The sequence below is a fragment of the Aliikangiella aequoris genome (assembly GCF_053709105.1).
In genome coordinates, this window is record NZ_CM132298.1 from 521,814 (window position 1) to 548,528 (window position 26,715).

The 26,715-nt window shown below is 41.0% G+C and carries 23 protein-coding genes; 15 read left to right on the plus strand and 8 right to left on the minus strand.

Annotated features, from left to right (window positions below; genetic code table 11):
* Together ACUR5C_RS02370 and thiE are read left to right on the plus strand one after the other, a co-directional pair.
* Positions 1-894, plus strand: coding sequence for a thiazole synthase (locus tag ACUR5C_RS02370; protein ID WP_454466749.1), 894 nt, complete (start codon positions 1-3; stop codon positions 892-894).
* A 108-nt stretch (positions 895-1,002) separates the two neighbouring features.
* The gene (gene thiE, locus ACUR5C_RS02375; RefSeq protein ID WP_454466750.1) at positions 1,003-2,565 is read left to right on the plus strand and encodes a thiamine phosphate synthase; all 1,563 of its coding nucleotides are present in this window, start codon (positions 1,003-1,005) and stop codon (positions 2,563-2,565) included.
* Positions 2,566-2,574: 9 nt separating this feature from the next.
* Here the strand turns inward: thiE and ACUR5C_RS02380 are convergent, their stop codons facing one another.
* From ACUR5C_RS02380 to ACUR5C_RS02395, 4 genes are all read right to left on the minus strand, one after another.
* Positions 2,575-3,558, minus strand: a complete 984-nt coding sequence (locus ACUR5C_RS02380; RefSeq protein WP_454466751.1) for a PA2778 family cysteine peptidase — start codon at positions 3,556-3,558, stop codon at positions 2,575-2,577.
* Positions 3,559-3,567: 9 nt separating this feature from the next.
* Positions 3,568-3,942, minus strand: coding sequence for a PA2779 family protein (locus ACUR5C_RS02385; protein WP_454466752.1), 375 nt, complete (start codon positions 3,940-3,942; stop codon positions 3,568-3,570).
* A gap of 110 nt (positions 3,943-4,052) precedes the next feature.
* Positions 4,053-4,865: a response regulator gene (locus ACUR5C_RS02390; protein ID WP_454466753.1), complete on the minus strand. Its 813-nt coding sequence runs from the start codon at positions 4,863-4,865 to the stop codon at positions 4,053-4,055.
* 127 nt (positions 4,866-4,992) lie between these two features.
* Positions 4,993-5,838, minus strand: a complete 846-nt coding sequence (locus ACUR5C_RS02395) for a tetratricopeptide repeat protein (protein ID WP_454466754.1) — start codon at positions 5,836-5,838, stop codon at positions 4,993-4,995.
* Between the two features lie 156 nt (positions 5,839-5,994).
* Here ACUR5C_RS02395 and ACUR5C_RS02400 point away from each other — a divergent pair, with 156 nt between their 5' ends.
* Positions 5,995-6,327, plus strand: a complete 333-nt coding sequence (locus ACUR5C_RS02400; protein ID WP_454466755.1) for a hypothetical protein — start codon at positions 5,995-5,997, stop codon at positions 6,325-6,327.
* A gap of 64 nt (positions 6,328-6,391) precedes the next feature.
* Here ACUR5C_RS02400 and ACUR5C_RS02405 read toward each other — a convergent pair whose 3' ends face one another.
* A complete protein-coding gene (locus ACUR5C_RS02405; protein WP_454466756.1) occupies positions 6,392-7,282 on the minus strand; it encodes a LysR family transcriptional regulator in 891 nt (296 codons plus the stop codon).
* Positions 7,283-7,637: 355 nt separating this feature from the next.
* Here ACUR5C_RS02405 and ACUR5C_RS02410 point away from each other — a divergent pair, with 355 nt between their 5' ends.
* From ACUR5C_RS02410 to ACUR5C_RS02420, 3 genes are all read left to right on the plus strand, one after another.
* Positions 7,638-8,585, plus strand: a complete 948-nt coding sequence (locus tag ACUR5C_RS02410; protein ID WP_454466757.1) for an SPFH domain-containing protein — start codon at positions 7,638-7,640, stop codon at positions 8,583-8,585.
* Positions 8,586-8,599: 14 nt separating this feature from the next.
* On the plus strand, positions 8,600-9,073 hold the full coding sequence (locus ACUR5C_RS02415) for an NfeD family protein (RefSeq protein ID WP_454466758.1): 474 nt from the start codon (positions 8,600-8,602) through the stop codon (positions 9,071-9,073).
* Positions 9,074-9,691: 618 nt separating this feature from the next.
* Positions 9,692-11,227 carry an AbgT family transporter gene (locus ACUR5C_RS02420; protein WP_454466759.1) on the plus strand — a complete coding sequence of 512 codons (1,536 nt, stop codon included), beginning with the start codon at positions 9,692-9,694 and terminating at the stop codon, positions 11,225-11,227.
* A 297-nt stretch (positions 11,228-11,524) separates the two neighbouring features.
* Here ACUR5C_RS02420 and ACUR5C_RS02425 read toward each other — a convergent pair whose 3' ends face one another.
* Both ACUR5C_RS02425 and ACUR5C_RS02430 read right to left on the minus strand, forming a co-directional pair.
* Positions 11,525-12,364: a hypothetical protein gene (locus ACUR5C_RS02425; RefSeq protein WP_454466760.1), complete on the minus strand. Its 840-nt coding sequence runs from the start codon at positions 12,362-12,364 to the stop codon at positions 11,525-11,527.
* 129 nt (positions 12,365-12,493) lie between these two features.
* A complete protein-coding gene (locus tag ACUR5C_RS02430) occupies positions 12,494-13,630 on the minus strand; it encodes a WD40/YVTN/BNR-like repeat-containing protein (protein WP_454466761.1) in 1,137 nt (378 codons plus the stop codon).
* Positions 13,631-13,847: 217 nt separating this feature from the next.
* Here ACUR5C_RS02430 and typA point away from each other — a divergent pair, with 217 nt between their 5' ends.
* Both typA and ACUR5C_RS02440 read left to right on the plus strand, forming a co-directional pair.
* Entirely contained in the window at positions 13,848-15,671 is a 1,824-nt protein-coding gene (gene typA / locus ACUR5C_RS02435) for a translational GTPase TypA (protein WP_454466762.1), read from the plus strand.
* A gap of 202 nt (positions 15,672-15,873) precedes the next feature.
* Entirely contained in the window at positions 15,874-16,446 is a 573-nt protein-coding gene (locus ACUR5C_RS02440; protein ID WP_454466763.1) for a type 1 glutamine amidotransferase, read from the plus strand.
* Between the two features lie 2 nt (positions 16,447-16,448).
* Here ACUR5C_RS02440 and ppnN read toward each other — a convergent pair whose 3' ends face one another.
* Positions 16,449-17,819 (minus strand): nucleotide 5'-monophosphate nucleosidase PpnN, encoded by a 1,371-nt coding sequence (gene ppnN, locus ACUR5C_RS02445; RefSeq protein WP_454466764.1) that lies wholly within the window; start codon positions 17,817-17,819, stop codon positions 16,449-16,451.
* 170 nt (positions 17,820-17,989) lie between these two features.
* Between ppnN and ACUR5C_RS02450 the strand changes: the two genes are divergently transcribed.
* The 7 genes from ACUR5C_RS02450 to ACUR5C_RS02480 all read left to right on the plus strand — a co-directional run bounded on the left by ACUR5C_RS02450 (position 17,990) and on the right by ACUR5C_RS02480 (position 26,594).
* The gene (locus ACUR5C_RS02450; RefSeq protein WP_454466765.1) at positions 17,990-19,180 is read left to right on the plus strand and encodes a GNAT family N-acetyltransferase; all 1,191 of its coding nucleotides are present in this window, start codon (positions 17,990-17,992) and stop codon (positions 19,178-19,180) included.
* 501 nt (positions 19,181-19,681) lie between these two features.
* Positions 19,682-21,328 (plus strand): acetolactate synthase 2 catalytic subunit, encoded by a 1,647-nt coding sequence (gene ilvG / locus ACUR5C_RS02455; RefSeq protein WP_454466766.1) that lies wholly within the window; start codon positions 19,682-19,684, stop codon positions 21,326-21,328.
* 1 nt (position 21,329) lies between these two features.
* Entirely contained in the window at positions 21,330-21,590 is a 261-nt protein-coding gene (gene ilvM, locus ACUR5C_RS02460; RefSeq protein WP_454466767.1) for an acetolactate synthase 2 small subunit, read from the plus strand.
* Positions 21,591-21,620: 30 nt separating this feature from the next.
* Entirely contained in the window at positions 21,621-22,607 is a 987-nt protein-coding gene (locus ACUR5C_RS02465; protein ID WP_454466768.1) for a branched-chain amino acid transaminase, read from the plus strand.
* Positions 22,600-24,450, plus strand: a complete 1,851-nt coding sequence (gene ilvD / locus ACUR5C_RS02470) for a dihydroxy-acid dehydratase (protein WP_454466769.1) — start codon at positions 22,600-22,602, stop codon at positions 24,448-24,450. Before ACUR5C_RS02465 ends, ilvD begins: the two co-directional genes overlap by 8 nt.
* Positions 24,450-26,000, plus strand: coding sequence for a threonine ammonia-lyase, biosynthetic (ilvA, locus tag ACUR5C_RS02475; protein WP_454466770.1), 1,551 nt, complete (start codon positions 24,450-24,452; stop codon positions 25,998-26,000). Before ilvD ends, ilvA begins: the two co-directional genes overlap by 1 nt.
* Before the next feature lie 66 nt (positions 26,001-26,066).
* Entirely contained in the window at positions 26,067-26,594 is a 528-nt protein-coding gene (locus ACUR5C_RS02480; RefSeq protein WP_454466771.1) for a TlpA family protein disulfide reductase, read from the plus strand.
* Positions 26,595-26,715: the final 121 nt, after the last annotated feature.

Here is a 26,715-nt window from a genome sequence, read left to right on the forward strand (position 1 = left end):
ATGGCAGTTGACGAGCTAAAAAAAGCAAGCTTACAACAAGCAGATGATTTTAAAGCAAACAAAATCAAAACAAAAAACAATCCAAACAATACTCCAGACAGCACTCAAGATAATTGGGAGCTAGCAGGTAAGACTTTTAGCAGCCGGTTTTTATTAGGCACGGCTTTATATCCATCGCCGAGTATTATGCAGCAGGCTATACGCGCTTCTGGAAGCGAAATTGTCACTGTTTCACTTAGACGTCAAAACCCTGCTGCTCATGGTGGTGAAAAATTTTGGGAAATGTTAAAACAATTGCCGGTGAGCTTGTTGCCCAATACCGCTGGCTGTCATAGCGCTAAAGAGGCAATTGTTACCGCGCAAATGGCCAGAGAGCTTTTTGATACTAACTGGATTAAGTTAGAGGTTATTGGCAATGAGTATAACTTACAACCCGACCCTTTTGGGTTAGTAGAAGCCGCAAAAGAATTAAATTCTCAGGGGTTTGAAGTCTTTCCTTATTGTACCGATGACTTAATCGTGTGCGAGAAACTAGTGGAAGCAGGTTGTAAAGTGCTTATGCCATGGGGGGCTCCCATTGGTACCGGTAAGGGCATTATTAACCCTTATGCGTTGAGAAGCTTGCGCTCGCACTTTAGCGGTACACAGCTTATTGTTGATGCGGGCATTGGTGCGCCATCACATGCGGTTGAGGCAATGCAGCTAGGCTTTGACGGCGTGCTTTTAAATACCGCTGTGGCACTAGCGACAAGTCCCGTTAAAATGGCAAAAGCGTTTAAATATGCTTTACAAGCTGGTCGTTTAGCTTATCATGCAGGCATTATGCCTGAGCGAGACATTGCGCAACCGAGTACACCAACACTCGGTACGCCATTTTGGCAGCAAATTGAGTAAGCTTTGCTTTTAAGTCTGTGGTTGCTACATGATGAGTTTTGGGCGTCGAAAAAAGCTTGCTTAATCAATGCTTTTTAACTGTTTAATGATTTAATCAAGTAGTCGTTTATGTTTCTAAATAACAAACACCGCCCAATAGTTTTAACCATCGCTGCCTCTGACTCGGCTGGTATGGCGGGAATAAGTACAGACTTAAAGACCCAGCAAGCGTTTGGGATTCATTCTATGCTGGCACTAACGGCCACTACTGCGCAAAATAACTTTGAAGTGGTAGCAATAAACCCTGTCGATGTGGTTGCCTTAAAAGAACAGCTAGAAGCGGTTAAATCACTGCCTATTTGCGTTGTAAAAGTTGGATTAATTGCCAATATTGAGCAAGCACGTGTGATCGCAAAGTTTATTATGAGTAGCCAGTTGCCGCTTATTCTCGATCCAGTTTTAAGTGCGTCTAGCGGCAAAACATTCTTTAAAAGCCAAGATATCGCTGCATATGTTGACGTGTTACTTCCCTTATGTAGTTTAGTTACCCCTAATTTGAAAGAAGCCTCGTTGTTAACTAATTTAGGGGTTGATTCTGCTCAAGAAATTGAGCTAGCAGCTGAGTCTATGCTTCTGTTTGGTGCCCAGCATGTCTTAATAAAAGGTGGCCATGCCGAGGAAGAATATAGCGATTATTGTCAGGACTATTTTGCCAGTGATGATAAATGTTTCTGGCTGAGTAGCGAACGAAAATTATCGAGAAATACACGTGGTACAGGCTGCGCGTTAGCGTCTGTTGTTGCAAGCTGTATCGCGCATGGTACTTCTATGGAAGATGCCGTAGTGATTGCCAAAATGGCAATTAATCAAGGGATAGCACAAAGCTACTCTGTAGCCGAAAGTAAAGGTCCTATTGATATTGCTAGCTTTCCAGTCGCTGAAAAATACTTACCAATTGTTTCTTGTCAGGCAACGGATGATTTAAATCGCCTAAGTTTTCCTAAGTGCGATGATAAGCCGTTAGGTCTTTACCCAGTAGTAGAGCGAGCTATCTGGTTGAAAAAATTGCTGCCGTTAGGCATAACGACTATCCAGTTGAGAATTAAAGATCTGAGAGGCGAAGCTTTAACTAGAGAAATTAAAAAAGCGGTCGAAATAGCCAATCAATTTGAATGTCGATTATTTATAAATGACTATTGGGAGCAGGCAATCGAGTTAGGTGCTTACGGAGTGCACTTAGGGCAAGAAGACCTTGAAAGCGCTGACATTGAAGCAATTTACTCTGCTGGTCTTAGGCTAGGAGTCAGCACACATTGTCACCACGAAGTTGCAAGGGCTATTCGGTTAAAACCTTCTTATATCGCTTGTGGCCCGGTTTATCACACCGATAGCAAAGCAATGCCTTGGACGCCACAAGGCCTAAATAAGTTGAACTATTGGCGGCAATCATTGAATTACCCATTGGTTGCAATTGGTGGAATTAATGCGTCGAGAATAGCCGATGTAGCAGCAACTAAGGTAAGTGGTATTGCTATGATTAGCGCCATTACTGAGGCAGACGATCCGCTTGCTCAAACCCAACGCTTGTTAACTATAATTGAGCAAACGCAGCATAAAAAAATACTCGATAAGCCAAGCGAGGATATAGCTATAAGGCTTAGCCAAAGAGAAGCGGTAACTTGTGCTGAGTAATAAAAACACCTAGTTTAACGGTGTTTTAAGCATAGTTTCACTGCATTGTTCAGTTTCTTGCATAGCTAAAATTTGCTTTTTAGAGTCGCGTAAATTGCTATCATTAGGGTTAATTTTTATCGCTTTTTCTATTGTGGCAAGAGCAAGCGATTGACATCCGTTCATACCAAACGCGAACGCTAAATTATTCAAATATGAAATGTTATTGAGTGCTAAATGCTCGCCTTTTAAATACCAAGCCAATGCCTGTTTTTCGTTATCTTTAAGGTAGTAGTTTCCAAGTAAAAAATAACTGAGCCAATAATTTGGCCACTTTTGCTGGGCCGTGTGCATTGCGTTTAAACCGTGTTGGGTTTGTTGCACGCTAACTAAATCCTGTGCCGCATTTAGGTAGCGAATGGGCTGCATAGTAGTTGATATTTTAGTCGCAGGTAATGCAACCAATAACCAATAATTCGATCGCTTCCAAGTGCGTTCAAAATTATCTAGCTGGGTCCAACGAAATGCATCTTGTCCTGAGTGTAAGGTGATGCTCAGTTCATTTAAATTATAGCCAATTGCTACAGCATAATGCCATTGGGGCAGCCAGTCGGTACCTAAATTTTGTAAAACGATTACCGGAATATCTTCGCTTAATAGCGTGAGTAGTTGAGCAATACTGCTATTGTCAGCGTAAGCTAATAAACCTTGCTGGCGTGCAGCAGCTTGTAATTCAATTTGCAAAGTTCCTTTAAATTCTGGAATAAAAAGTGCTGGAGCTATGCTGTCTGGGGTTGTATCTTTTTGATAATAATTTGCCACTTCTGCAAGCGTAGTGGGGCCACAATAATATTGTTGCTGCGGGAAAAAAGGTACATCTTTTATTAAGTGCTGTGGTTTTATTGGTGGCGGGTTGTTGCGTATTTGTTGAGTTTGCCAAGCAGTAGAAATACAGCCAGAACAAAGCAACAAAAAGCAGGCACTAATGCCTGCTCTAAATCGGTGAAACAGCATATGTTGTCGCTAGATTGGATTTATAAAGGAAAAGACATCGGTGACACCCAAAATATCTAGAATTGCTAAAACTATTAATACCGTCACAGCCGTTCCCACAATTCCAGCACCTGCAGGCATTTGGTTTATTTCTTGATTGAGTTGTACTAACTCTTGTTGAGTGAGGCTAGCAACCCTTGCTTTAGCTTGCTCTGGTGACACTCCATAGCTAATTAATTGCTGTTGAACCTCTTCTGAATCAATCATTGCAATAATTTGTTGTTGGGTAAAGTCGCGTTGCTCTTGAAGTAGCACTTCTTCAGAGGTAACCACACCTGCTGACGCACTGTTAACTAAGAAAAAGCTAAACAGTCCTGCAAAAATTAAACTTATTAATCGTTTCATTTTAATCGCCCTTTTAATTTAGTTAAGCTCTAAGTTGCTATTACGAAATCAATAATAGGGTAGCGCTATACTGAAAACTAAGCAAGTTTATACAATTGTTTATTGATCGGTTAGTTAAATTGCCCAACGTATTCTGAAATTAAGCGTTGTTTTTCTGGATCTTCATCCATAAACACCACTTTGACATGCACTTTATTACAGTCGGGTTTTAAGTCGTTGGTTTTTAGCATTTGAATAAAACCATTGATACGCATGACTTGCTTTTCTTCACCACGCTTAAACTCAATATCTAAAGAAACTTGATCGAGTAGCGCAGGCATATAGTCATTGTGTTTAAAAAGACCTAGCATTGCATTAAGATCTAGTTGCTTAAGTACGCAATGTAGCTCGCCATTTGCAGTACGTAGTAGCGCCAACCCCTTAGGCATTTCTTTCGGTTTTTTTAGCGGCGCAGGGGCGGAGTGCTGTGTAAGTACAGCCAAAGAGTCGCCGCCTCTGCCAGTAGGCGGTTTATTAACTAGTTCACTGGTGGGTAATTCTTTGCCATGCTTCTTTAAAGCTTTATAGATTTTTTCGAGAAATTGTTTGTTGTTAAATGGTTTAACAAGATAGTCACTAACGCCTGACTGAATTGCTTGAATAACAAACTCTTTATCTCCTCGGCTAGTTACCATAATAAAAGGGGTATCTTTAAGAGTCGCTTGCTCTCTAACCCATTTTAAAAGTTCTTCTCCATTAATTTCGGGCATTTCCCAGTCACAGAGAATTAAATCAACAGGTTGCCTAGTGAGCAAGTTTTTACCAGTAAGTCCATTATTGGCATCGAACACTTTTGCACTGGGAAAATTTTGCCGAATAAATTTTTTGATTAGATCGCGGATCATCGTTGCATCGTCGATTACCGCGATTTTTAGTGGTTGCATAAGTTACTCAGTAGCTATTTATTATTAAACCTACCAAGTATAGTTCAATTTTATTGGCTTTGAGTAATCATAAGGGTGAGCCCAATCCTATTTAACTAGGACAAAAATAGGATTGGCTAGGAAAGTTTTATGATTCCTCATATGGGTGGTTGTTTAGCCAGCGTTGAGCTTCTTCTTCTATGCTTTTGCGTAGTGCCGGTTTTATCTTCGCCTGAATAATCGGCTTATTCTTAAATCCTTCCGGCGAGCCTAACTCTTCAGCAATAATAAACCAACGATAGGCGGAGTTTAAATCTTGGCCTGCAAGCCCCGTTCCTTGATAATAAATAAGGCCAATTTGGTTGGCCGCCATTGCATAGTGATTTTCTGCTGCAAGCTGGTACCATTTTAGCGCGGCTCGCACATCTTTATATTCCGTTTCATATAAATATCCCATCAAATATTGTGCCATTGGCTCGTCTTTTTTGGCTGCCTTTTTAGCAAGTTGTAACCCTTTAGCGATGTTCTTAGGAAGTACTTCTGCGAAAATGTAATGCGAGGCCATAAATGCCATTGCAGGGGCATACTCTTGCTCAGCTGCTAGTTTATACCACTGAATTGCCTTGCGCTTATTTTGTGTAACGAAAACGCCATTTTCATAAAGGTAAGCCTGCATATGCTGACCTTTTGGGTTGCTTTGTTTGGCTGCTTTAAGTGACCACGCATAAGTTTTAGAAGGCTGTTTTCTAACGCCATGCCCCCAAAAATACATACTGGCAAGTCGAGCTTGGGCATGACTGTTACCTTGTTCTGCTAGCGGCAAGTATAGCTCTAAGGCTTCTTCATACTGTTTTGCTTGGTAAGCTTTATCTGCTTGTTCGAGCGATGCCATTGCATTTGTTGAGCAAAGCACTAGCGCTATTACAGCAACTAAACAGCGAGCTACTTTTAGGGAATGGGTTAGTTTAAACCGTGTTAAAGGATTTAGAGCCATGTTAACCTCATATTTATTTTAGTATAAATGCGCTAAGTTCTGCTGTATACGCCAAAATTGGATAGCTGTCACCTTAGCACTGGATAGAAGAAATTTCTATCTATCTAAGGTAAAATGTGGATTGAATTTAAAGCAATTAATCTTTAGGGAAATTTAGTGTCAGATAAAAATTTAGCGCAATTATCAGATCAAATAAGTGAAGCTCACCAACAAATTCAAGCGCAATATCAAAACATTGATCCAATTGTTGGCGTTAGTCGAAAAATGCGTGACTTAGGGATCCCCGCAGATGCCATGACTATAGACTGTTTGCGCAGTGGCAAAAGAATTATCATTATTTTACATGATCAAATGCCACAAGTGGTTCGCTATCAATTTAGCTTTAAAACCACAGAGCCGGATGACGAGTTTTTAGAAATAAGAATAGACGAAGTAACCTCTAAAGTATTATTCAATTGGATGAGAGACTACTTTTTAGAATGTGATTAAAGTGGCCAAAATAAAGTTTGTTGGCGTTGTCATTATTTTTTAGTTAAAGGCGCTTTGGTTATTGTTATTGCTTTGCGGTAAACTCATCGAGCAGTTCAATAAATCTTTGCGCTGTTTTACCAAGCTTTTTTTCTGCGCGCCATACTAAATGTGGCACAAAAGAAAAACGCGAGCCATGCTCATAACGTACTTCACATAATTTTTTCGCTTTTATATCGTTTTCAACAAGATAGTTTGGCATCCACCCAAAGCCGATTCCTTGCAACAATGCTTGATGTTTGCTTTTAAAGTCGCTTAAAAAAAATATTCGTTCTCCACCAAAGTGCATATGCTCAACATCATATAGTTGTTGTTCGCTGGAATCATGCACACTGAGCTCAACTTGTTGTTGTAGTACAGCTAAGCTCACTTGCGATTGATTGGCCAAAGGGTGGTGGCTAGCAACGCAAAGCAAGCACTCGACAGAAGGTAACGGTTTAGACAATAGCTGGGTAGATTTTTGATACTCTTTTACTAACATAAGATCCGCGTTGTTTTTTTCAAAACGATGCTGTACTCCACCTAAATATTCCATTGTTAACGAAATTTTGGTGGGTATATCCTCTTCGAGTAGTTTATGCATTGCTGCCATAATTGGGTCAATTTTTAAAATACCGTCAATGACCACCTCGAAACTCGGTTCCCACTCTTGGTTCAACTGTTGGGCCAGCCTCTCTATATGTTGGGCTTGCCCCAGTAACCTTATACCTTCCTCTAAGATAACTTTGCCGGTCGGTGTTAAAACGGCGCGGTATTCACTCCGGTCGAATATTTCTAGTTCGAGCGCATCTTCTAGCTTCTTTATTTGGTAGCTAATGGCAGATTGTGCTCTATGTAGTGTTTTAGCTGCTGCAGCAAAGCTGCCTTGCTCAACAATCGTATTAAGGACGCGAATGGAATCTAAGTCTAGCTTCATAGTTAATCAGTATTTTCTATCAGTTTGATGAGTTTATCATAAAATTATCTGTAGTAGTTTGTGACTTAATACGAATCGGTTATAGCGTTCTGGTGAGCTTATATGCTTCTCCAAGTACTTTATCCGGTATCTCTTTTTTTGGGAATATCTCACACTTTAAGGCGTTTATCTCGCTAGGATTTGAAAGTGTGGTGCTTATCTTGGCGCTTAACTTGGGTGCTTTGCATAAATCTGCTTGCACTATGGGTGGTGCTTAGGTACAAATAAGTGAATGTTTAACAAAACAAATCGGCATTAAAGCCTCCTCAATTTTTCATTGCAAGGGCTTCAACCTGCCAATAACTAAGGAAAACACATGAACGAGCTATTAGGAATAATACTAAATTTTTGGACAGGCTTAGCATTGCTAGTCATTATTGTGGTCAAGTCTTCGGTTAAGTTTGTGCCGCAAAATAGAGCTTTTGTTGTAGAAAGATTTGGTAAATATCACAAAACCATGGTCGCTGGACTTAACATATTAGTCCCTTTTATTGATAAGGTGGCGTATGAACAGTCTCTAAAAGAGCATGCATTTGACGTACCGAGTCAGTCTGCAATTACTAAAGATAATATCTCGTTAATTGTCGATGGCGTCTTGTACATAAAATTACTTGATCCCTACAAAGCTTCTTATGGCGTCGACGACTACGTTTATGCTGTTTCTCAGCTAGCTCAAACCACAATGCGAAGTGAAATAGGTAAAATTGATTTAGATAAAACTTTTGAGGAAAGAGAAAGCTTAAATGTGAATATTGTGAATGCCATAAACCTCGCTTCTGAACCTTGGGGTATTCAAGTACTACGCTATGAAATTAAAGATATTGAACCGCCTAGAACCATTTTAGACGCAATGGAAAGGCAAATGAAAGCTGAACGAGAAAAGCGCGCGACTATTTTAGAGTCGGAAGGGCATAGGCAGTCTGCTATTAACGTTGCAGAGGGTGCCAAACAAGCTCAAGTTTTAGCTGCTGAAGCTAATAAAGCGGAACAAATTTTAGAAGCAGAAGGTGAGGCGAAAGCGATTATCGCGGTAGCCGACGCTAAAGCAAAAGCATTACAAACGGTGGGTCATGTTGCAGCAACAAGCGAAGGTCAAAAAGCGATCCAGCTTGAGCTTGCAGATAAAGCTATCGCAGCCAAAGAGGCTATTGCCAAAGAATCTACAGTGGTCTTATTACCAGACGGTGGCTCAAGTGCAGCAAATGTTGTTGCTGAAGCTATGACCATTATTAATACCTTAAATGCTAACAAGGGTGTTGCTTAGCAAGGAGAAATAATATGCTTTTCGATTATATTGCTGACCATCAAGCTGAGTTTTGGCTTGTGTTAGGATTCGTACTTTTGGCAGTAGAAGTCGCAACTGGCTTTGTCAGCGGAATTTTTCTATTTGCTGGAATCGGGGCGCTTTGTTGTGGTGGGCTAATGACGTTAGAAGTGTTGCCCGAAACTTGGGTTGCGGGGTTGGCAGGTACTGGCGTTAGTACTGGCGTAATTACTGGATTGCTTTGGAAACCTTTTAAAAAGTTGCAAGGAGATAAAGCAATTGAAAAAGATAATAGTAGCGATTTAGTGGGGTATCAGTTTGTGCTAACAACAAGTCTAACTCCAGCGAGTACTGCTAGCACTGAATATTCAGGTGTTACTTGGAAAGTTACCATTGATCCTAAAGCTCAAGTCGACAAAATTGAAGCCAACCAACTGGTTGAAGTCACGTCGGTTGAAGTTGCCAAGTTTTTAGTTAAGCCAGCATAATCTATTGATTAAGGTTTAATTAAAATTCTTTTTTTAGGTTTGTTAGTATTTTAAATGGCTAAGTAAAATCCAATCATTTAAAGGGTGAAAGTATCAATGTGAATGCATTGGTACTTCGCCCTTTTTTTGAGCACTATATAATACTTAATTACCAGTCCCACCCCAAAAATAGACTTTTTAAATGATTAGTCTTTTTCTTTTTATTGCCATGATTTCCTCGGTTAAATCCAATTTTAGTTGTGGTTAAAGCCATAGATTATGGCAAGTATGTAGGCGCAACTGTTAATCGTTATTTTTAGTGCTTACTAAATCGCGCTGTCCTAGTGGACCGAGCGGTGGGCTTTTGGGGTGACTTTTTAGCTCTTGCAGAAAGTCGCCCGCAGGAAAGTGCCGCGTTGTGAAACGGCTTTAAAAAATATTACTAAATATTAAAATTTAGCTCGGTTTGTTGGGATTCCTGCGTCACTCAAAACAGCCACTCACAGATTTCGTTGTTGTGACTTCTTACGAAATTATAAAGGTTTGACTCTCTTAACGGTTGCGCTTTTAGTGGTTTAATGGCAAGTTATAGCCCATTTTCAGGAAACAATCACAAGAGTGAGCAACCAGGAGGCGACTATGTCAGAACTCACCAAACCAAACTTTATAATGCGGATGCTCAATGGGGTTGAGCGCGCGGGGAATAAGTTACCCGATCCCGCAATGATCTTTTTATTTTCTATGATAATCATTTGGATTCTGTCTGCGATTTTCGCCCAAATGACATTCGATGCCATCGACCCGCGAACCGGTAAGGCAATCGTCATTAATAACTTATTAACCGGCGATGCCTTAGCTTTATTTCTGGCCAATATGGTCAAAACCTTTACCGCATTTGCTCCTTTAGGGGTGGTACTGGTTGCGATGTTGGGGGTTGGAGTTGCCGAACATTCTGGTTACATTAATGCGGGACTAAAAATGATGCTGAAAGTAACCCCTCAAGCATTATTAACTCCGTCTATCATTTTAATTGCGATTGTTAGTCACACCGCGACCGATGCGGGATATGTATTAGTTATCCCATTAGCGGGTATTATTTATTATGCTATGGGTCGTCACCCTGTTGCGGGTATTGCTGCGGCGTTTGCCGGTGTAAGTGGCGGTTTCAGTGCAAATTTCATCCCGTCAGGTATTGACCCATTACTACAAAGCTTTACTCAAGCTGGCGCTCAAATTATTGAGCCGGGAATACAAATAAACCCTTTAAACAACTGGTTTTTTACTTCAGCGTCTAGTTTATTTATTGTTCTACTTGGATGGTACATAACCGATAAAATTGTTGAGCCTCGATTAGCCAATACTAAAATCGATACCAATGAAGAAGAGTTACCAGTGTTCGGAGAAATCACATCGCGCGACAAAAAATGCTTTTTTATTGCAACCGCGGTAATGTTTTTAGGCCTAGTGGGTTTGTTCTTCGCTGCGTATCCCGATGACTCTCCGCTGCGCTCAGCGAATGGAAAATTAGCTGACTTTAGTGCGCCCATTATGCAGTCAATTGTACCGCTTATATTTTTGCTATTTATTGTTCCTGGAGCAGTTTACGGCTTTTTATCGGGTACCTTCAAGTCAAGCAAAGATATGATTAGTGCCATGAGCAAGTCAATGAACTCCATGGCTTACTACATTGTCATGGCATTTTTCTGCGCTTTATTTATCGATGCGTTTGGCAAGTCGAATATCGGTGCTTTAATGGCCATTGAGGGGGCAGAAGGGCTGAAAGCGATGCAACTACCAAGTGCTGTTACCATTATTGGTATTGTTATTTTAACCGCAATCGTCAACTTATTTGTCGGTTCCAGCTCGGCTAAGTGGGGATTATTGGCGCCTATTTTTGTGCCCATGTTGATGCAATTAGGTATTTCTCCTGACTTAACCCAAGCCGCTTATCGTGTTGGAGATTCCACTTCAAATATCGTTACCCCATTAATGCCCTACTTCCCATTAGTGGTTGTATATTGCCAGCGCTATGTAAAAGGTACCGGTATTGGAACGGTGATTGCTATGATGCTGCCATACAGTATTGCTTTAATGGTTGGCTGGACAATATTCCTGCTTATTTACTGGTGGATAGGTATTCCATTGGGTATTCAGTCAAGTTATGTCTACCCTTAACCAAAAACTTTTGTATTGAATAACTAAGCCCGGTTTTGACCGGGCTTTTTTGTGAGTTGACCTTTTCAAATGACATTTGATAAGCCAAATGGCTAAACAACTCCTAATATAAAGAAGAGGAGACACCATAATCCTACCCAAGTTTAACGGGTGCTTTTACTCAACGCGTAAATCGGGCTAACGCTAGGTCGGGTAGACAGACGAAACCCGGCAGCATCGCTCAATTAAATGCAAAAGTTAATTGCTGTTTTGTTTATAGCGGATGAGCGCGACACCAGCTTAATAATGAGCTGCTTATTAAAGTGTAAAAGTATAAGTGCCAATGTCCTCTAGAATTATTTGTTGCTCGCCGCTGGCCTCTGGGTTTGCCTGGCGGTAAATTTCTTTTAAAGGCAGAAGGTCGAATTGCTTTTGTAATTTTACCGTTTCAATACAGTTATCGTTGCTAGCGTGTGAGTAAGTGTTGCTTACTTCAGGAGGACTGGTGTCGCTTAAAACATTATTAAGATAAAGCTCAAATTCATGACTTCCGCAGCCACCGCTAAATTCAAAACTAACGTTTAAAGTATCTTGGTTAATGGTTTGCGATACAATATTAAACGGCTCTGCGATAATACTTGCGGAGGCAAGCTCAGTTATAATCACTGGCGAAATAGGTAGCGCAGTTACACCTTCTAACGCTTGGCAACTACCACTAAAACTGATAGCTGCATAAGCTGTTGCCGCGAAGCATTGATTACTAAATGTTTTATAAGCATCTGTTTCGCAGGGGGTAGTTACGCATTGTACACCTGCTAAAGGCTGCTTCGCACAAACAGGATTGTGGTCAGCGGTACAGGCAACCGGATGGCAACTTAAAGTTAAACTGGGTGATAGTTGGCAAGCTTCGTCTCCACTTTCAATGATATTTAGGTTATACACTTTTTGCCCAGAAGGCAGTTTGAACGCATATCGACCAGTGGCACTTATGTTAATGACTTGCTTTGAAAACTCTTCCTCTAGCTTAACTGTGCTAGAAACTTGAACCGCATTAATTTCAAGTGTGAGCGTGTCTTTCTCTGGGTCATTTTTTACGTTACAGCCAAGCAAAGAAACCATGAGGCTCGCAGCTAAAGCTTGCAAGATAAAACCTTTCATTACTTACTACCTATAGATTTAACTAAAATATGATAAACAAAAATAACTGGAAACTAATGCTATGTCTGTGAAAGATTATAGTTGTTTGTTAATAGTTGTAGGTTAATTGTTGTAATTTGATGGTATTTATTATTTTGCTTTAATGAGGTGTTTTATTTGTAGCACGCCAACTCTGCCGTCGTGCCCCGCGGCTAAAAAAGCCGTATCACTTTTGGCTAAAGTATAAAAACCTTGGTTTGAAAAAGGACGCCAGTTATTGCCGTTGTTAAATGAAATGTCGGTGCCAAGTTTTCCGGTTAGCAAGCAAATTTCTTTAATGCATTGCATCGCCGTTCGTAAACCTAAGTTTCCTGAATGGCTTAGTTCAAACTTTGGTTTAGAAAAAGACTGGTTAAATTTTGCTAAGTTAGGGTAATTGGCATCGCGTTGTAAATAATCTCCCCCTAATACAAAAATATGTTGGTATTGATTCTGGCCTACTGCATAACCACCTGCAGTTGAAGTTTGTTGGTAAATAGGGACATCAACTCGAGTCCAGTTTTCGCCTTGGTTAGTTGAGAACCAAGCAGAGGCTGACTTGCCGCCTGTTGTGATCCATGCCTGGGTTCGGTTAACCGTTATTAATGTATTGCCACTTGCGGCAAATGCTGCTTCATCAGTTTTTATTGCGGGCAAGTTAGCTTGTTCTATTCGACTCCAGGACTTACCTCCATCGCTGGTTTTTAACACGGTGTAATAGCCGTTGGTTGGGTCGCCTAGTAATAATCCGTGGTGACGATCCCAAAAGTCAATGGCGTCAAAAAATCCTTTAGGGTGAGTGTTTTGTAATAGTAACCGCCAAGTTTTACCAGCATTTTCAGTTAAATAGAGTCGAGAGTCTGAGCCTTCACCGGCGCTCATAGCAATTGCGGTACTATCATCAAATACCTGTAAATCTCTAATATCACCATTAAAATTTGTTGCAACCTTACTGGCTTGCCAAGTTTTGCCTAAATCGGCACTAGTCCATACGGTGCCCATGGTTCCTGCAACCCATAGCTTATGTGGGCTGGTTGCGCTAGCTCTAAGTGAGGGTTTGCCGGGCAAATAAGCCATTAGCCATTCAGCTTGCTCGCCAGAAGTTTTTTCCTGTTTGGTGTGGGTCTTAACTAAAGGGCTGATCAGCATTAAGCCAAGCACTAAGCACCGGCTCAGGCCTAAAGTGAGTGAATTTTTGCTGGCAAGCGTCCATTTATCGAGAGGTAAAGTAAGATTTTTATTCTTCATTGAAATGGTTTTGTTGAGCGGTTTAAACAGTTATATCAAACCCACTATTTAATAACAATCATCATTTATTTGGCTTATTGTGAGCTAATTGAGGCCTTTTGGTGAAAAAAACACCAAAAACAATGCACTCAACGTCATTTACACGTAGAATACGCGCCTATTTTTGCTGGCGCTAAACTCGTTAGCGTCAAACCGGTAGATTGAGGCATAAACTCTAGTGATTGAAAATTTAAGAAATATTGCGATTATCGCGCACGTAGACCATGGTAAAACAACTTTGGTTGATAAGCTCCTGCAACAGTCGGGTACATTAGATCAGCGGGCTGAACCAACTGAACGAGTAATGGACTCAAACGATTTAGAAAAAGAGCGTGGGATTACCATTTTATCTAAAAATACTGCATTAAGATGGAACGACTATCGAATAAACATTGTTGACACCCCCGGGCATGCTGACTTTGGTGGTGAAGTTGAACGAATCATGTCGATGGTAGACTCTGTTTTGCTATTAGTTGATGCCGTAGATGGCCCAATGCCGCAAACTCGTTTTGTGACTCAAAAAGCATTCGCTCAAGGCTTAAAGCCTGTTGTTGTTGTAAATAAAATAGACCGCCCTGGCGCTCGTCCAGACTGGGTTATTGACCAAGTTTTTGACCTATTTGACAAATTAGGGGCAACTGACGAGCAACTCGACTTCCCTATCATTTATGCATCGGCTTTAAATGGCTATGCAGGCGAAGATGATAGTGTACGTGAAGGGGATATGAACCCTTTGTTTGAAGCGATTGTTAAGTATGTCTCTCATCCACAAGTTGAAATGGATGGACCTACTCAAATGCAGATCACTTCATTAGACTATAACAGCTATGTTGGTGCGATTGGCGTAGGTCGTGTCACTCGCGGAAAAATTCGTAAAAACCAGCAACTAATTAGCATTGACGCAGAAGGTAAAACTCGCAAAATAAAAGTGGGTCAAGTGCTCGGTTATATGGGATTAGAGCGTACTGAAGTTGAAGAAGCTGGCGCTGGCGATATTATTGCGGTAACCGGAATAGGTGAACCCAAAATTTCTGATACACTTTGTGACCCAGACAATGTAGAAGCTTTACCTGCACTAACGGTTGACGAGCCTACAGTGAATATGACCTTTCAGGTTAATACCTCACCTTTTGCAGGAAAAGATGGTAAGTTCTTAACTTCGCGACAAATTTTAGAGCGTTTGGAAAAAGAACTTATTCATAATGTTGCATTACGCGTTGAGCAATTAGACGATGCAGACAAATTTAAAGTATCGGGTCGTGGAGAGCTTCATCTTTCTGTATTAATTGAAACAATGCGCCGTGAAGGTTTCGAAATGGCTGTTTCTCGTCCAGAAGTTATTATGAAAGAAGTCGATGGCGTTTTAATGGAACCTTATGAAAACGTTACGGTTGACATAGAAGAAGCGCATCAAGGCACAATTATGGAGCGTTTAGGCGAGCGTAAAGGCGAAATGCGTGACATGCAGCTTGACGGAACTGGCCGGGTAAGAATTGATTTCTACATTCCTTCGCGTGGCTTAATTGGTTTTCAAACTGAGTTTATGACAGCAACCTCTGGTACTGGTCTTATCTACCATACTTTTGACGCCTATGGCCCAGCTCATAAAGGTTCTTTGGCACAAAGACACAATGGCGTGTTAATTTCTAACGGAACAGGTAAAGCACTTGGTTATGCCTTATTTAACTTCCAAGAGCGTGGCCGTTTATTTATAGGACACGGTGTTGAAGTTTATGAAGGAATGGTTATTGGTATTCACGCTCGTGATAATGACTTAACCGTTAACCCTTTAAAAGGTAAGCAGCTGACTAACGTTCGCGCCTCGGGTACTGACGAAAATATTCAACTGTCTCCACCTATCGTGATGACACTAGAGCAAAGCTTAGAATTTATCGACGACGATGAGTTAGTTGAAGTAACACCTAACTTTACTCGTATTCGTAAAAAATACCTTTCAGAAAGCGAGCGTAAACAGCAATCGCGCAAGCCTAAAGAAAGTTAGTCACTCAAGCTTTTTTACACCGTCTTTAACGGTGAATTAAAAACCTGCTATCAATCGTTTTGTTAGCAGGTTTTTTTTTGAGTGAGAAGTGCAGCTTTTTTTTATGGGTATGGGTGGATCTATTTTTGTGATTGAATAAATTAATTGTAATGTTAGAAATTACCACTAAGCACTAGTATCTGCCACTAAACCGGAGAAAAAATTGCAAGTTTTAATTGTCGATTGCGGTAGTGACAAAGTCCCACAGATAGCTCAATGGGTAAACCGGTTTAGGCTAAACGATAAAACTGTTGCTTTGGAAGCTGCCAATGGGATTAATTTAGCAGGTTTTCGAGCGGTCATTATTTCAGGTGGTCCGCACTTACTCACTGAAGCGGAAACCTTCAGTCGATTAATGCCGCAATTTGAATTTATTAAAACGGTTAAAGTTCCTTTACTTGGCATTTGCTTAGGACATCAAGCAATCGGTATTCAATATGGTGCTAGTGTTTATAAAGGCGAGCCAAGAAGAGACAAAGAATCGATTCGAAAGGTTGTAGACCATCCGTTGTTAGCCGGTTTAGCCAGCAACTTTGAAATGCAACAAGACCATTGCGAAGGCATAGATTTAGCGCCAGCGTTTAAATGTTTAGCTAGCTCTGCGTATTATCCAGTTGAAGCCATGTGCCACCAAACCCTTCCAGTCTATTCGGTGCAGTTTCACCCAGAAGTATCACAGGAAAATGGTCGCCGCCTATTAAAGAATTTTTTTAAAATTGTTGAGGCAGCGAATTAAACTTATTTTACTAGTTTGTAGCATGGTTGGTATTCACTGCCGGGCAGTTTCATTCTTTGTTGCGAAACAAAAGCGCTCAGCAATTGATCGAGTGGCTGCATAATGGCTTGATCGCCTTTAATTTCATAAGGGCCATGTGCCTCAATAGCGCGAATCCCAGACTCTTTCACGTTGCCAGCAACAATTCCAGAAAATGCGCGGCGTAAATTAGCGGCCAGAAGATGCGATGGCATATTAAGGTTTAGTTCCAGCGCCGCCATATTTTCATGAGTTGGCTCAAATGGGTTTTGAAACTCTTCACGTATTTTTAAACTCCAATTAAAATAAAACGCATCATTATGTTGGCGGCGGTGTGCTTTTACTTTATGAGTGCCTTGGCGCATGAGTCGAGCTACTTGCTCTGGATCGTCAATGATGATTTCATATTTTTGCTGTGCTTTAAAACCAAGTGTTGCGCCAATAAACTCATGAAGCTGCTGAAAGTACTGCTCGCAACTTTTAGGACCTGTTAACACTAATGGAAAAGGAAGTTCTTGGTTAGCTGGCTCTAACAAAATCCCCAATAAGTAAAGTAGTTCTTCAGCCGTTCCTGCGCCACCAGGAAATATCACTAAGCCATGTGCGATTCTTACAAATGCTTCAAGACGTTTTTCAATATCTGGTAATATAACTAGTTCATTGACAATAGGGTTAGGTGCTTCAGCCGCAATTATTCCAGGTTCTGTTAAGCCGATAAATCGTGAGTCATGATAGCGCTGCTTAGCATGTGCAATGGTGGCGCCTTTCATAGGACCTTTCATCGCGCCAGGCCCACAACCAGTACAAATATCTAATCCGCGCAGCCCCATTGAGTGGCCTACTTCTTTGGTGTACTCATACTCTATTTGGTTAATGGAGTGGCCGCCCCAACAAACAACAATATTGGGCTCTACACCGGCTCTAAAAATATCGGCGTTACGGAGTAAATGAAAAACATGATCAGTTAAACCAGTCCCCGTTTGTAACTCGCTACGCTGTAATCGCTTTTCAGTTTCCGTGTAAACAATATCTCGCATAGAGCTAAATAACATTTCGCGACAGGATGCTATCATTTCGCCATCGACAAAAGCATTGGCAGGGGCATTAATTAAATTGAGTCGAATACCTCTATCTTGTTGAACTATTTCAATGTCAAAGTCGGCATAAGCTTCAATAATTGTTTTTGCATTATCACTATCGGAACCAGTATTTAAAATGGCTAATGCACATTGCCGGAACAGTGCATATAGGCCATTTTCACCCACCTTCTTAAGCTTTTCTACTTCGACCTGAGAAAGTATTTCTAAACTACCTTTCGGCGATACTGAGGCACTGATTGTTGGTCTTTTATTCACACTACTTCCTTTCAATTATTTTAATAACAGCAGGCGCTTGGCGCTGATTTTAACACCTTTAGTTTCGCATATTGCTACTCTCATCTAATAGGTTTCTTAAGTTAATTATAGTGCTTAATATGACATTTGTGTTTAATCAGACCAAATCAGCATAAGAAGGCAGGTATATAATGGCGTTAGTGAGTGAGTTAAAGGACAAAATTCAGCGACACAAAGAGAGGCATGCCAACCTAGACTATGATCTCGTGTTAAGCGATAAAATTGAATTACTAAATATCGATGATTGGCAAACCGTTGCCCACCAGAACAGCTTTTTCTTAAGCTATCAATATCTCGCTATGCTGCAGCGTCATCAGCCAGATAATGTTACGCCACGCTTTGCGATCGCTTATCAAAATGGTATTCCGGTTGTTATTGTGTGTTGCCAAATTACTCAGTTGTCTGCGGCAAACCTTTCCACAAAAAGTTCGAGCTTAGTCGAAAAGGTAGCTAAAAATTATAGTGAAAATATTCTAGTATGTGGAAATATGTTGTCCAGCGGTTTAGACGGTTTTGCTGTGAGCGAGCATATAGAAAATAGCTTAGGTTGGCGAATTTTAGCTGATGTATTGTATAAAATTAGGCGAGCTGAAAAGTTAAACCATCGCATTAATGTCACTTTAATAAAAGATATAAAACAAGACTTGTACGCTAGTTCAACCTTGTTAGAGCGCTATAGCTATCGCCCAATTAAAACCGATCCAGACATGCAGCTTAGTTTAGCAAAAGAGATTAAAAGCTTTGACGATTATTTAATGACGCTAACTTCAAAATACCGAAATAGAGCACGAAAAGTCATTAAAACTCTCGACTCAGTTGGCTGTACGATTGAAAAGCTAACATTAGATAAAGCGCTGGATCGAGAGTTGCATCAACTTTATATGAATGTTGAGGCTCAGTCATCAGTTCGTCCTGCTAGCTTAAAGCGGGGTTACTTTTATGCTATGTCGCAGTTACTCCAGAATAATTTTGTTTGTTATGGCATTAAAAAAGATGGTGAGTTACTGGGGTTTATTAGCATAATCAAAGATCAACAAATGGCCTTTGGCTATTATGTTGGAATTGACTACAGTAAGGCTGCAGGGCTACCTATTTATTTTCGATTGCTTCAACTTGCCGTAAACGCTGCAATAGAATGGCAAGTCCCTAAGTTATCTTTAGGCAGAACCGCATTAGAACCTAAAGCAAATTTAGGTGCAAAGCCGGTCGACTCATTTATTTGGGGCCGGCATCGTAAGCCTTTGGTGAACTCTATTTTGCGCCAGTTTTTTGGTTTAATTCCTCATCAAGAAGCGCCCGAACGCCAGAGCTTAAAAACTTAATTAATAATAACGGGCTTTATTGGGGTTGGTTTAAAGCAGCGAAATAATCTTATAACTAAAAGTTAGATAACTAAATTAAAAATAAAAAAACTAGGTGCTTAGTTAAGTTGTTGAGGCTAAGTGCCTGTTTAATTAAAGATAATTAACAAAAATTGACGAGTTAATGGTTGTTAATTAGCGTGGCCATCTTATGGTTTTATTTTAATAAACAAGATCGAGTAGAAAAGTTATTTGTTTTTTTTAAAAAACCTGTGTTACTAATAGGTAACTAAATTAGCAATTAAAATTAACGAATGAAAAATACTTTAGCTTCACTTTTTATTTTACAAGTCCTCGTGGTCGTGGTGATTATTATTCCCTGCGCGGGGGAGAGCTATGGTTAATTAAAACTGACTTAAACGCTAAACCTCCGCTTCGTAAGAACCGGAGGTTTTTTTTTGATTTTTTTTAGCAAACAAGAATGATCATAAAACTAATAACAGTATTAAAAGGGAAGCGATAATGAACGGCGCTCAGTTAATTTTAAATGTGCTAGCGAGGCACAATATCAATTGTGTTTTTGGATATCCCGGCGGAGCGATTATGCCCATTTATGACGCGCTCTATCGCAGTGAAGTAAAGCATTATCTTTGCCGCCAAGAACAGGGAGCAGCATTTGCAGCATTGGGTTATGCCAAAGCCAGCGGGCGTGTAGGGGTTTGCATGGCAACAAGCGGCCCTGGCATGACAAATTTAGTGACCGGACTAGCTGATGCCACCGCAGATTCGGTTGCGGTGCTTGCAATTACGGGTCAAGTTCCTACCGCACTTATGGGAACCGATGCTTTTCAAGAGGTTGATGTGTTAGGGGTGTCTTTGGGCGTGACCAAGCACGCATTTCAAGTTACCGACGTTGAGCAACTAGAATCGACATTAGAACGTGCACTTCAGATTGCTACGACAGGAAGACCTGGTGCGGTGTTGGTAGATATTCCCAAAGACGTGCAAATGGCAGAGGCTAGCTTTAAACCTTTATTGATGAAAGAGACGCTCGCTCAAGAGCCAAGTATTGAGCTGATTGAACAGGCCAACCAGCTAATAAAATGTTCACGTAAACCCATTTTATACATCGGTGGAGGGGTTGCTATTGGTGGAGCGACAGAGCAGTTGAGAAATTATCAGCAACGATCTGGCATACCGAGTGTTGCTACGTTAAAAGGACTTGGGTGCAGCAGCCTACATGCTGCTTGCTACTTAGGTATGCTCGGCATGCACGGAAATAAAGCGGCTAATTTAGCAGTTCAAGATTGTGATTTATTAATTGCACTTGGTGCGCGCTTTGATGACCGAGTGACCGGAAAGCTTGCAGAGTTTGCGCCACATGCGCGAGTGATTCATATAGATATTGATCAAGCAGAGTTAGGTAAGTTGCGTCACCCCTGTGTGGCTATCAAGGCCGATTTGGGTAAAGTGCTAATGCACTTATCTAGTCCGCGAAAAATTGATCAATGGCAAGCGCAATGTCGTAATTTAATTCAGAAAAATCAATATTCATATACTCAGCATGTTCATGCAAAGAGTATTAACGCGCCGACTTTATTAAATCAACTAAGTCATATGTTACCGAAAAATAATGTGGTTACTACCGATGTAGGTCAGCACCAAATGTGGGTGGCTCAGCATATGCAATTTAAACATCCCAATAATTTTTTAACCAGTGGTGCTTTGGGCACAATGGGATTTGGATTGCCGGCAGCAATAGGCGCGCAGTTAGCAAGACCAAATGCAAAAGTCATTGCGGTAACTGGCGATGGTTCAATCATGATGAACATACAAGAGCTAGGTACAATTAAACGCTTTAATCTAGCCGTTAAAATTTTACTAATAGATAACACAAAGTTAGGCATGGTACGCCAATGGCAGTCATTGTTTTTTGATAAACGATTTAGTGAAACTGATCTATCAGATAATCCTGATTTTATACAACTCGCTGCATCTTTTGGCATTCAAGGTAAAACTATTTCTAAGTCGAGCGAGATCGCTGTTGGCTTGGAGCTTATGTTGCATTCGAAGCAAGCTTTTTTGCTGCATGTAAGAATTGATCCAGATCAAAATGTATGGCCGTTAGTACCACCAAATTCAGCCAATCAATCTATGTTAGAGGGATAAAATGAAAAGACACGTAATTCAAATTAATGCAGACAATCAGGCAGCGACTTTAGAACAACTATTAAGAGTTATGCGTTATCGAGGTTTTAAACTAGAGAAAGTTGTTATGCAGTCTAGTTTCGAAGATGAGTTGATGAGTGTTTTAGTTAAAGTAAAAAGCTCTCGCCGTATCGAACTGCTGATTAATCAGCTGACTAAGCTAATAGATATAAAAAGCGTTACTTTAAAGACAGCTAAGCAACAACAGCAGTACGCCAATTAACAATAAAAAAATCAACTGAGGAATACAAAAGTGAAAAAATCACATCCTGAAACCATTTGGTTTAATGGCAAATTAATGCCCTGGCAAAATGCGCAAGTTCACGTTTTAACTCATGCCATTCATTATGGCTCGTCAGTTTTTGAAGGCGTGCGCGTGTATGAAACGCCTCAAGGTGCACAAGCATTTAGATTAAAAGATCATATTAAAAGATTATTTGATTCAGCAAAAATTTATCGTATGAAAATCCCTTACTCGCATCAAGCGTTAACTCAAGCGTGTTTGTCTACGGTAGCAATTAATAACTTAACGAGTGCTTATCTTCGTCCGGTCGCGTTTTACGGTAATGTAGGGTTAGGCTTAACGCCGCCTAAAGTCCCTGTGGAAGTTGCAGTGGCAGCATTTGAGTGGGGGGCTTATTTAGGTGAAGAAGGATTAGCACAAGGCGTTGATGTTTGTGTCACTTCGTGGAACCGTTTAGCGCCAAATACTATGCCAACAGGTGCTAAAGCCGGCGGAAATTATTTAAGTTCGCAGTTAATTTCAACCGAGGCTAAGCGGCATGGATACCACGAAGGCATTGCTATGGATGTTAATGGCATGATTAGTGAGGGGGCAGGCGAAAACCTATTTGTTATTCGTAATGGCACTATTTATACGCCACCACTATCAGGCTGTATTTTACCTGGGTTAACTCGCGACACTATTATGACTTTGGCTAAATCACACGGTTATGCAGTGAAAGAAGAAAACATTGCCCGAGAGTCTTTGTATTTAGCCGATGAAATACTCATGACTGGAACTGCTGCCGAAGTAGTACCGGTGCGCAGTGTTGATCAAATTGTTATTGGTAATGGATCTCGAGGGCCTATAACGACTCAATTACAATCTGCATTTTTTGGTTTGTTTAACGGCTCGACCCTAGATGAGTGGGGCTGGTTAGAACCTGTTAATGCGACTCAAAGTTATTCCTTAAAGCCGTCCAAACAACAATCGCAAGGTGAAACTAGTAATGCCTAAATTACGTTCAGCAACTACTACGCAAGGGCGACGCATGGCTGGAGCGAGAGCGCTTTGGCGAGCGACCGGAATGCAAGACTCTGACTTTGGCAAACCGATTATCGCAGTGGTTAATTCGTACACTCAGTTTGTACCTGGGCATATTCACCTAGCACCCGTAGGCGAGTTAGTGGGCAAGGAAATAAATCGAGCGGGCGGGGTTGCTAAAGAGTTTAATACTATTGCGATTGACGATGGGATAGCCATGGGGCATGACGGTATGCTTTATAGTCTTCCGTCGAGAGAGCTAATTGCAGACTCTGTGGAGTACATGGTTAATGCCCATTGTGCCGATGCGATGGTTTGCATTTCTAATTGCGACAAGATCACGCCGGGTATGTTAATGGCTGCATTACGCCTTAATATTCCTGTTATTTTTGTTTCTGGTGGCCCTATGGAAGCAGGAAAAACCGTATTATCTGAACAAATAATAAAAGTCGATTTAGTCGACGCAATGGTGCAGTCAGTCGATGACACTCAGTCTGACTTAGCGGTTAAGCAAGTAGAAGAGTCTGCTTGTCCTACTTGCGGATCTTGCTCTGGAATGTTTACGGCCAACTCAATGAACTGTTTAACTGAGGCGCTAGGCTTGGCTTTACCGGGCAACGGTAGTGTGCTTGCTACGCACCAAGATAGGCGGCAACTTTTTGAAGCAGCAGGCAAAAAAATTGTAGAACTATGCAAACGTTTTTATCAGCACGATGATTACACTGTACTGCCAAAATCGGTAGCTAACCAAGCGGCTTTTGAGAATGCTATGGTGATGGATATTGCGATGGGGGGATCCACTAATACAGTATTGCACTTACTTGCCGCGGCTAAAGAAGGCGAGGTCAATTTTACTATGCAAGATATTGATCGGCTCTCTCGCAAGGTACCGCAGCTTTGTCAGGTTGCACCTTCTTGTAACAAATATCATATGGAAGATGTTCATCGTGCCGGTGGCGTTATGGGAATTTTAGGCGAGCTAGCACGCGCCAATTTATTAGATACCAATTGTCTCAATGTAAGCGAAGGAACACTGCAAAAAGCGCTTGAGCATTGGGACATTAAGGTGACTAAAAGTGAAGCGGTAAAGCGTTTTTATCGGGCAGGTCCGGCTGGTATAAGAACCACAAAAGCGATGCAGCAAGCTTGCCGTTACCCTAGCTTAGATGAAGATAGGCGAAACGGTTGTATTCGATCATTAAACTACGCCTATCGTCAAGAAGGGGGACTTGCTGTTTTACAAGGCAATTTAGCGCGACAGGGATGCATTGTAAAAACTGCCGGCGTTGCAGAAAGCTGTTTAGTTTTTGAGGGAGTCGCGCGAGTTTTTGAAAGCCAAGAAAGCGCAGTTGACGCAATAATTAATGATCAAGTGGTCGCGGGAGATGTGGTGGTGATCCGTTATGAGGGACCCAAAGGTGGGCCGGGTATGCAAGAAATGTTATACCCAACCAGTTACTTAAAGGGCAAAGGGTTAGGTGAGAAGTGTGCATTAATAACCGACGGTCGTTTTTCTGGTGGGACTTCAGGATTATCAATAGGACACGTTTCTCCTGAAGCTGCAAGTCAAGGTTGTATTGGTTTGGTTGAAGACGGTGATAAAATTGAAATTAATATACCCGCGCGAAAAATTCATTTAGCGGTAAGCGATTCAACCTTAGCAAAGCGCCGAGCGCTCGTTTCTGCGCGAGGATGGCAGCCAAAACAGCAACGAACTCGTCATGTATCTTCTGCACTACAAGCCTATGCTGCGTTTGCTACCAGTGCAGACCAAGGTGCTGTGAGAGATTTAAGTAAATTAAGCGGAATGATGTAATGGAGGCGGCTAATTCTAAACACCAAAAGCCGTGTTTAAACACCGCTGCTCTCGATTATTTAAAAAGAATTTTGTGTGCTCCGGTATACGATATTGCCAAAGAAACAGAGTTAAGCCGATTACATCGTCTATCGAGTGCTTATAACAATCAAGTTTATCTAAAACGCGAAGATCAACAACCGGTACATTCGTTTAAAATTCGAGGTGCTTATAATCGCATGCTAAATTTAAGTCAATGTGGCAATGAGCAAGGCGTAGTTGCTGCCTCTGCAGGGAATCATGCGCAGGGGGTCGCTTTGTCTGCGCAATATTTAAATCTTAAAGCCAGCATAGTGATGCCCATCACCACGCCAGAAATAAAAGCGAAAAGTGTGCGTGATTTGGGTGCGACTGTGCACTTGATTGGTAAAAACTTTAATGAAGCAAATTTAGCGGCAATTGATCTTGCCAAGCAAAGTGGTTGCGTTTTTATTCCGCCTTTTGACGATAAAGATGTAATCGCAGGGCAAGGGACACTGGGTAAAGAAATTTTACTGCAGCTTCCTAGCGCTAATGTGGTTTTTGTTCCGGTTGGTGGCGGTGGGTTACTCGCCGGAGTTGCTACTTATATAAAGCAACTAAAACCCAACATAAAAGTTGTTGGCGTAGAAGCTGAAGATTCAGCTTGTTTAAGTGCGGCGCTTGCGGCTGGTAAACCTGTAGAGTTAGATAATGTTGGCTTATTTGCCGATGGCGTCGCAGTGAGAAAAGTAGGCGCTGAAAATTTCCCTTTGATTCAAGCATTTTGCGATGAAGTGATTTGCGTATCAAATGATGAAATTTGTGGTGCGATTAAAGAAATTTTTGAGCATACGCGAGTGATAGCAGAACCTGCTGGTGCTTTGTCTTTAGCCGGCTGCATTCAGTATATGCAAACCAGTCCGGGCAATCAGCAATTGGTTGCAATATTAAGTGGCGCTAATATGAATTTTCACACCTTACGTTATGTGTCTGAGCGGTGTGAACTCGCTGAACAAAGAGAAGCGATTCTTTCTGTAGCTATTCCGGAAAAGAAAGGCAGCTTTAAAAAGTTCTGCCAAGTGATTGGTGGGAGAACAATCACTGAATTTAATTACCGTTTTAGAAGTAATGACTTAGCGCATATTTTTGTCGGCGTAAAATTAAACCAAGGTAAGCATGAGCTCGCGCAGTTGCTTGCGCAATTAAGTGAACATTACCAAGTCATTAATTTGTCAGATAATGAGCTTGCAAAACTACATATTCGCTATATGGTGGGTGGAGTCACACTGAGTGATCGAAAAGAGCGAGTGTTTCAATTTGAATTCCCAGAATACCCTGGGGCATTAGAAAAATTTTTAGATACGCTAGGAGAGCAATGGAATATCACTTTATTTCATTACCGCAATCATGGCAGCGCGGTGGGCCAAGTACTAGCGGGATTTGATGTGGCAGACAATCAAACTATGCAATTCTTGCGTCACTTAAAAGATTTAAACTACCAATTTAAAGACGAAACGAGTAATGTCGCATTTACACACTTTTTAACTTAATAAGCCGCTTTACTTTCTTTCAGCTTCGCGTTATAAAGCGCCAACTAAAAATCTTTTGGACTGATTATGTTTTTCAATTTAATTCGAGCGACACTATTATCGGTGTTAGTGATTCTTTCCGGTTGTCAAATGTCTTTATTTAAGCAGTCGTCAGTGAACGCTTCTAGCACACCCAAATACGAAGAGTATCTTCAATCGGGAGAGATATTACCGATTCAGTCAGTAACAACAATTGAAGGCGACGTCATTGACTTAACCAATCCGAAAAGAAAAAAACTAGTCATTCTATTTGCGACCTGGTGCTCAGACTCAAACCGCGCACTAAAAGCGTTAAACACTTCGTTATTGCTGACGAGAAAGGATATTGACATTGTCGCCATTGCGCGAGAAGAAAGCCGTGAAACAGTGCTCGATTGGCGTGATAAAAACAATATTAAAGTCAGTTTGGCTGCGGACGAGAACCGAGCAATTTTTTCACAGTTTGCTGCCGCTGGAATACCCCGGTTTATTACAGTTGATGAAAATAACCGTGTTATAGAAATGAATTTAGCTGAAGGTGAAGAGCAGTTGTCGAAAATTGTTTGGTCTAACTAGCGAGCGGCCTTTAACCTATTTGAATAATGCGTAAATTTTACAAAATCAAGTTAAAAATTACTTACTCATTGTCAATTTAATTGATATTGGTAATTTAATCCTGCCAAAAGCCCCTATTTTA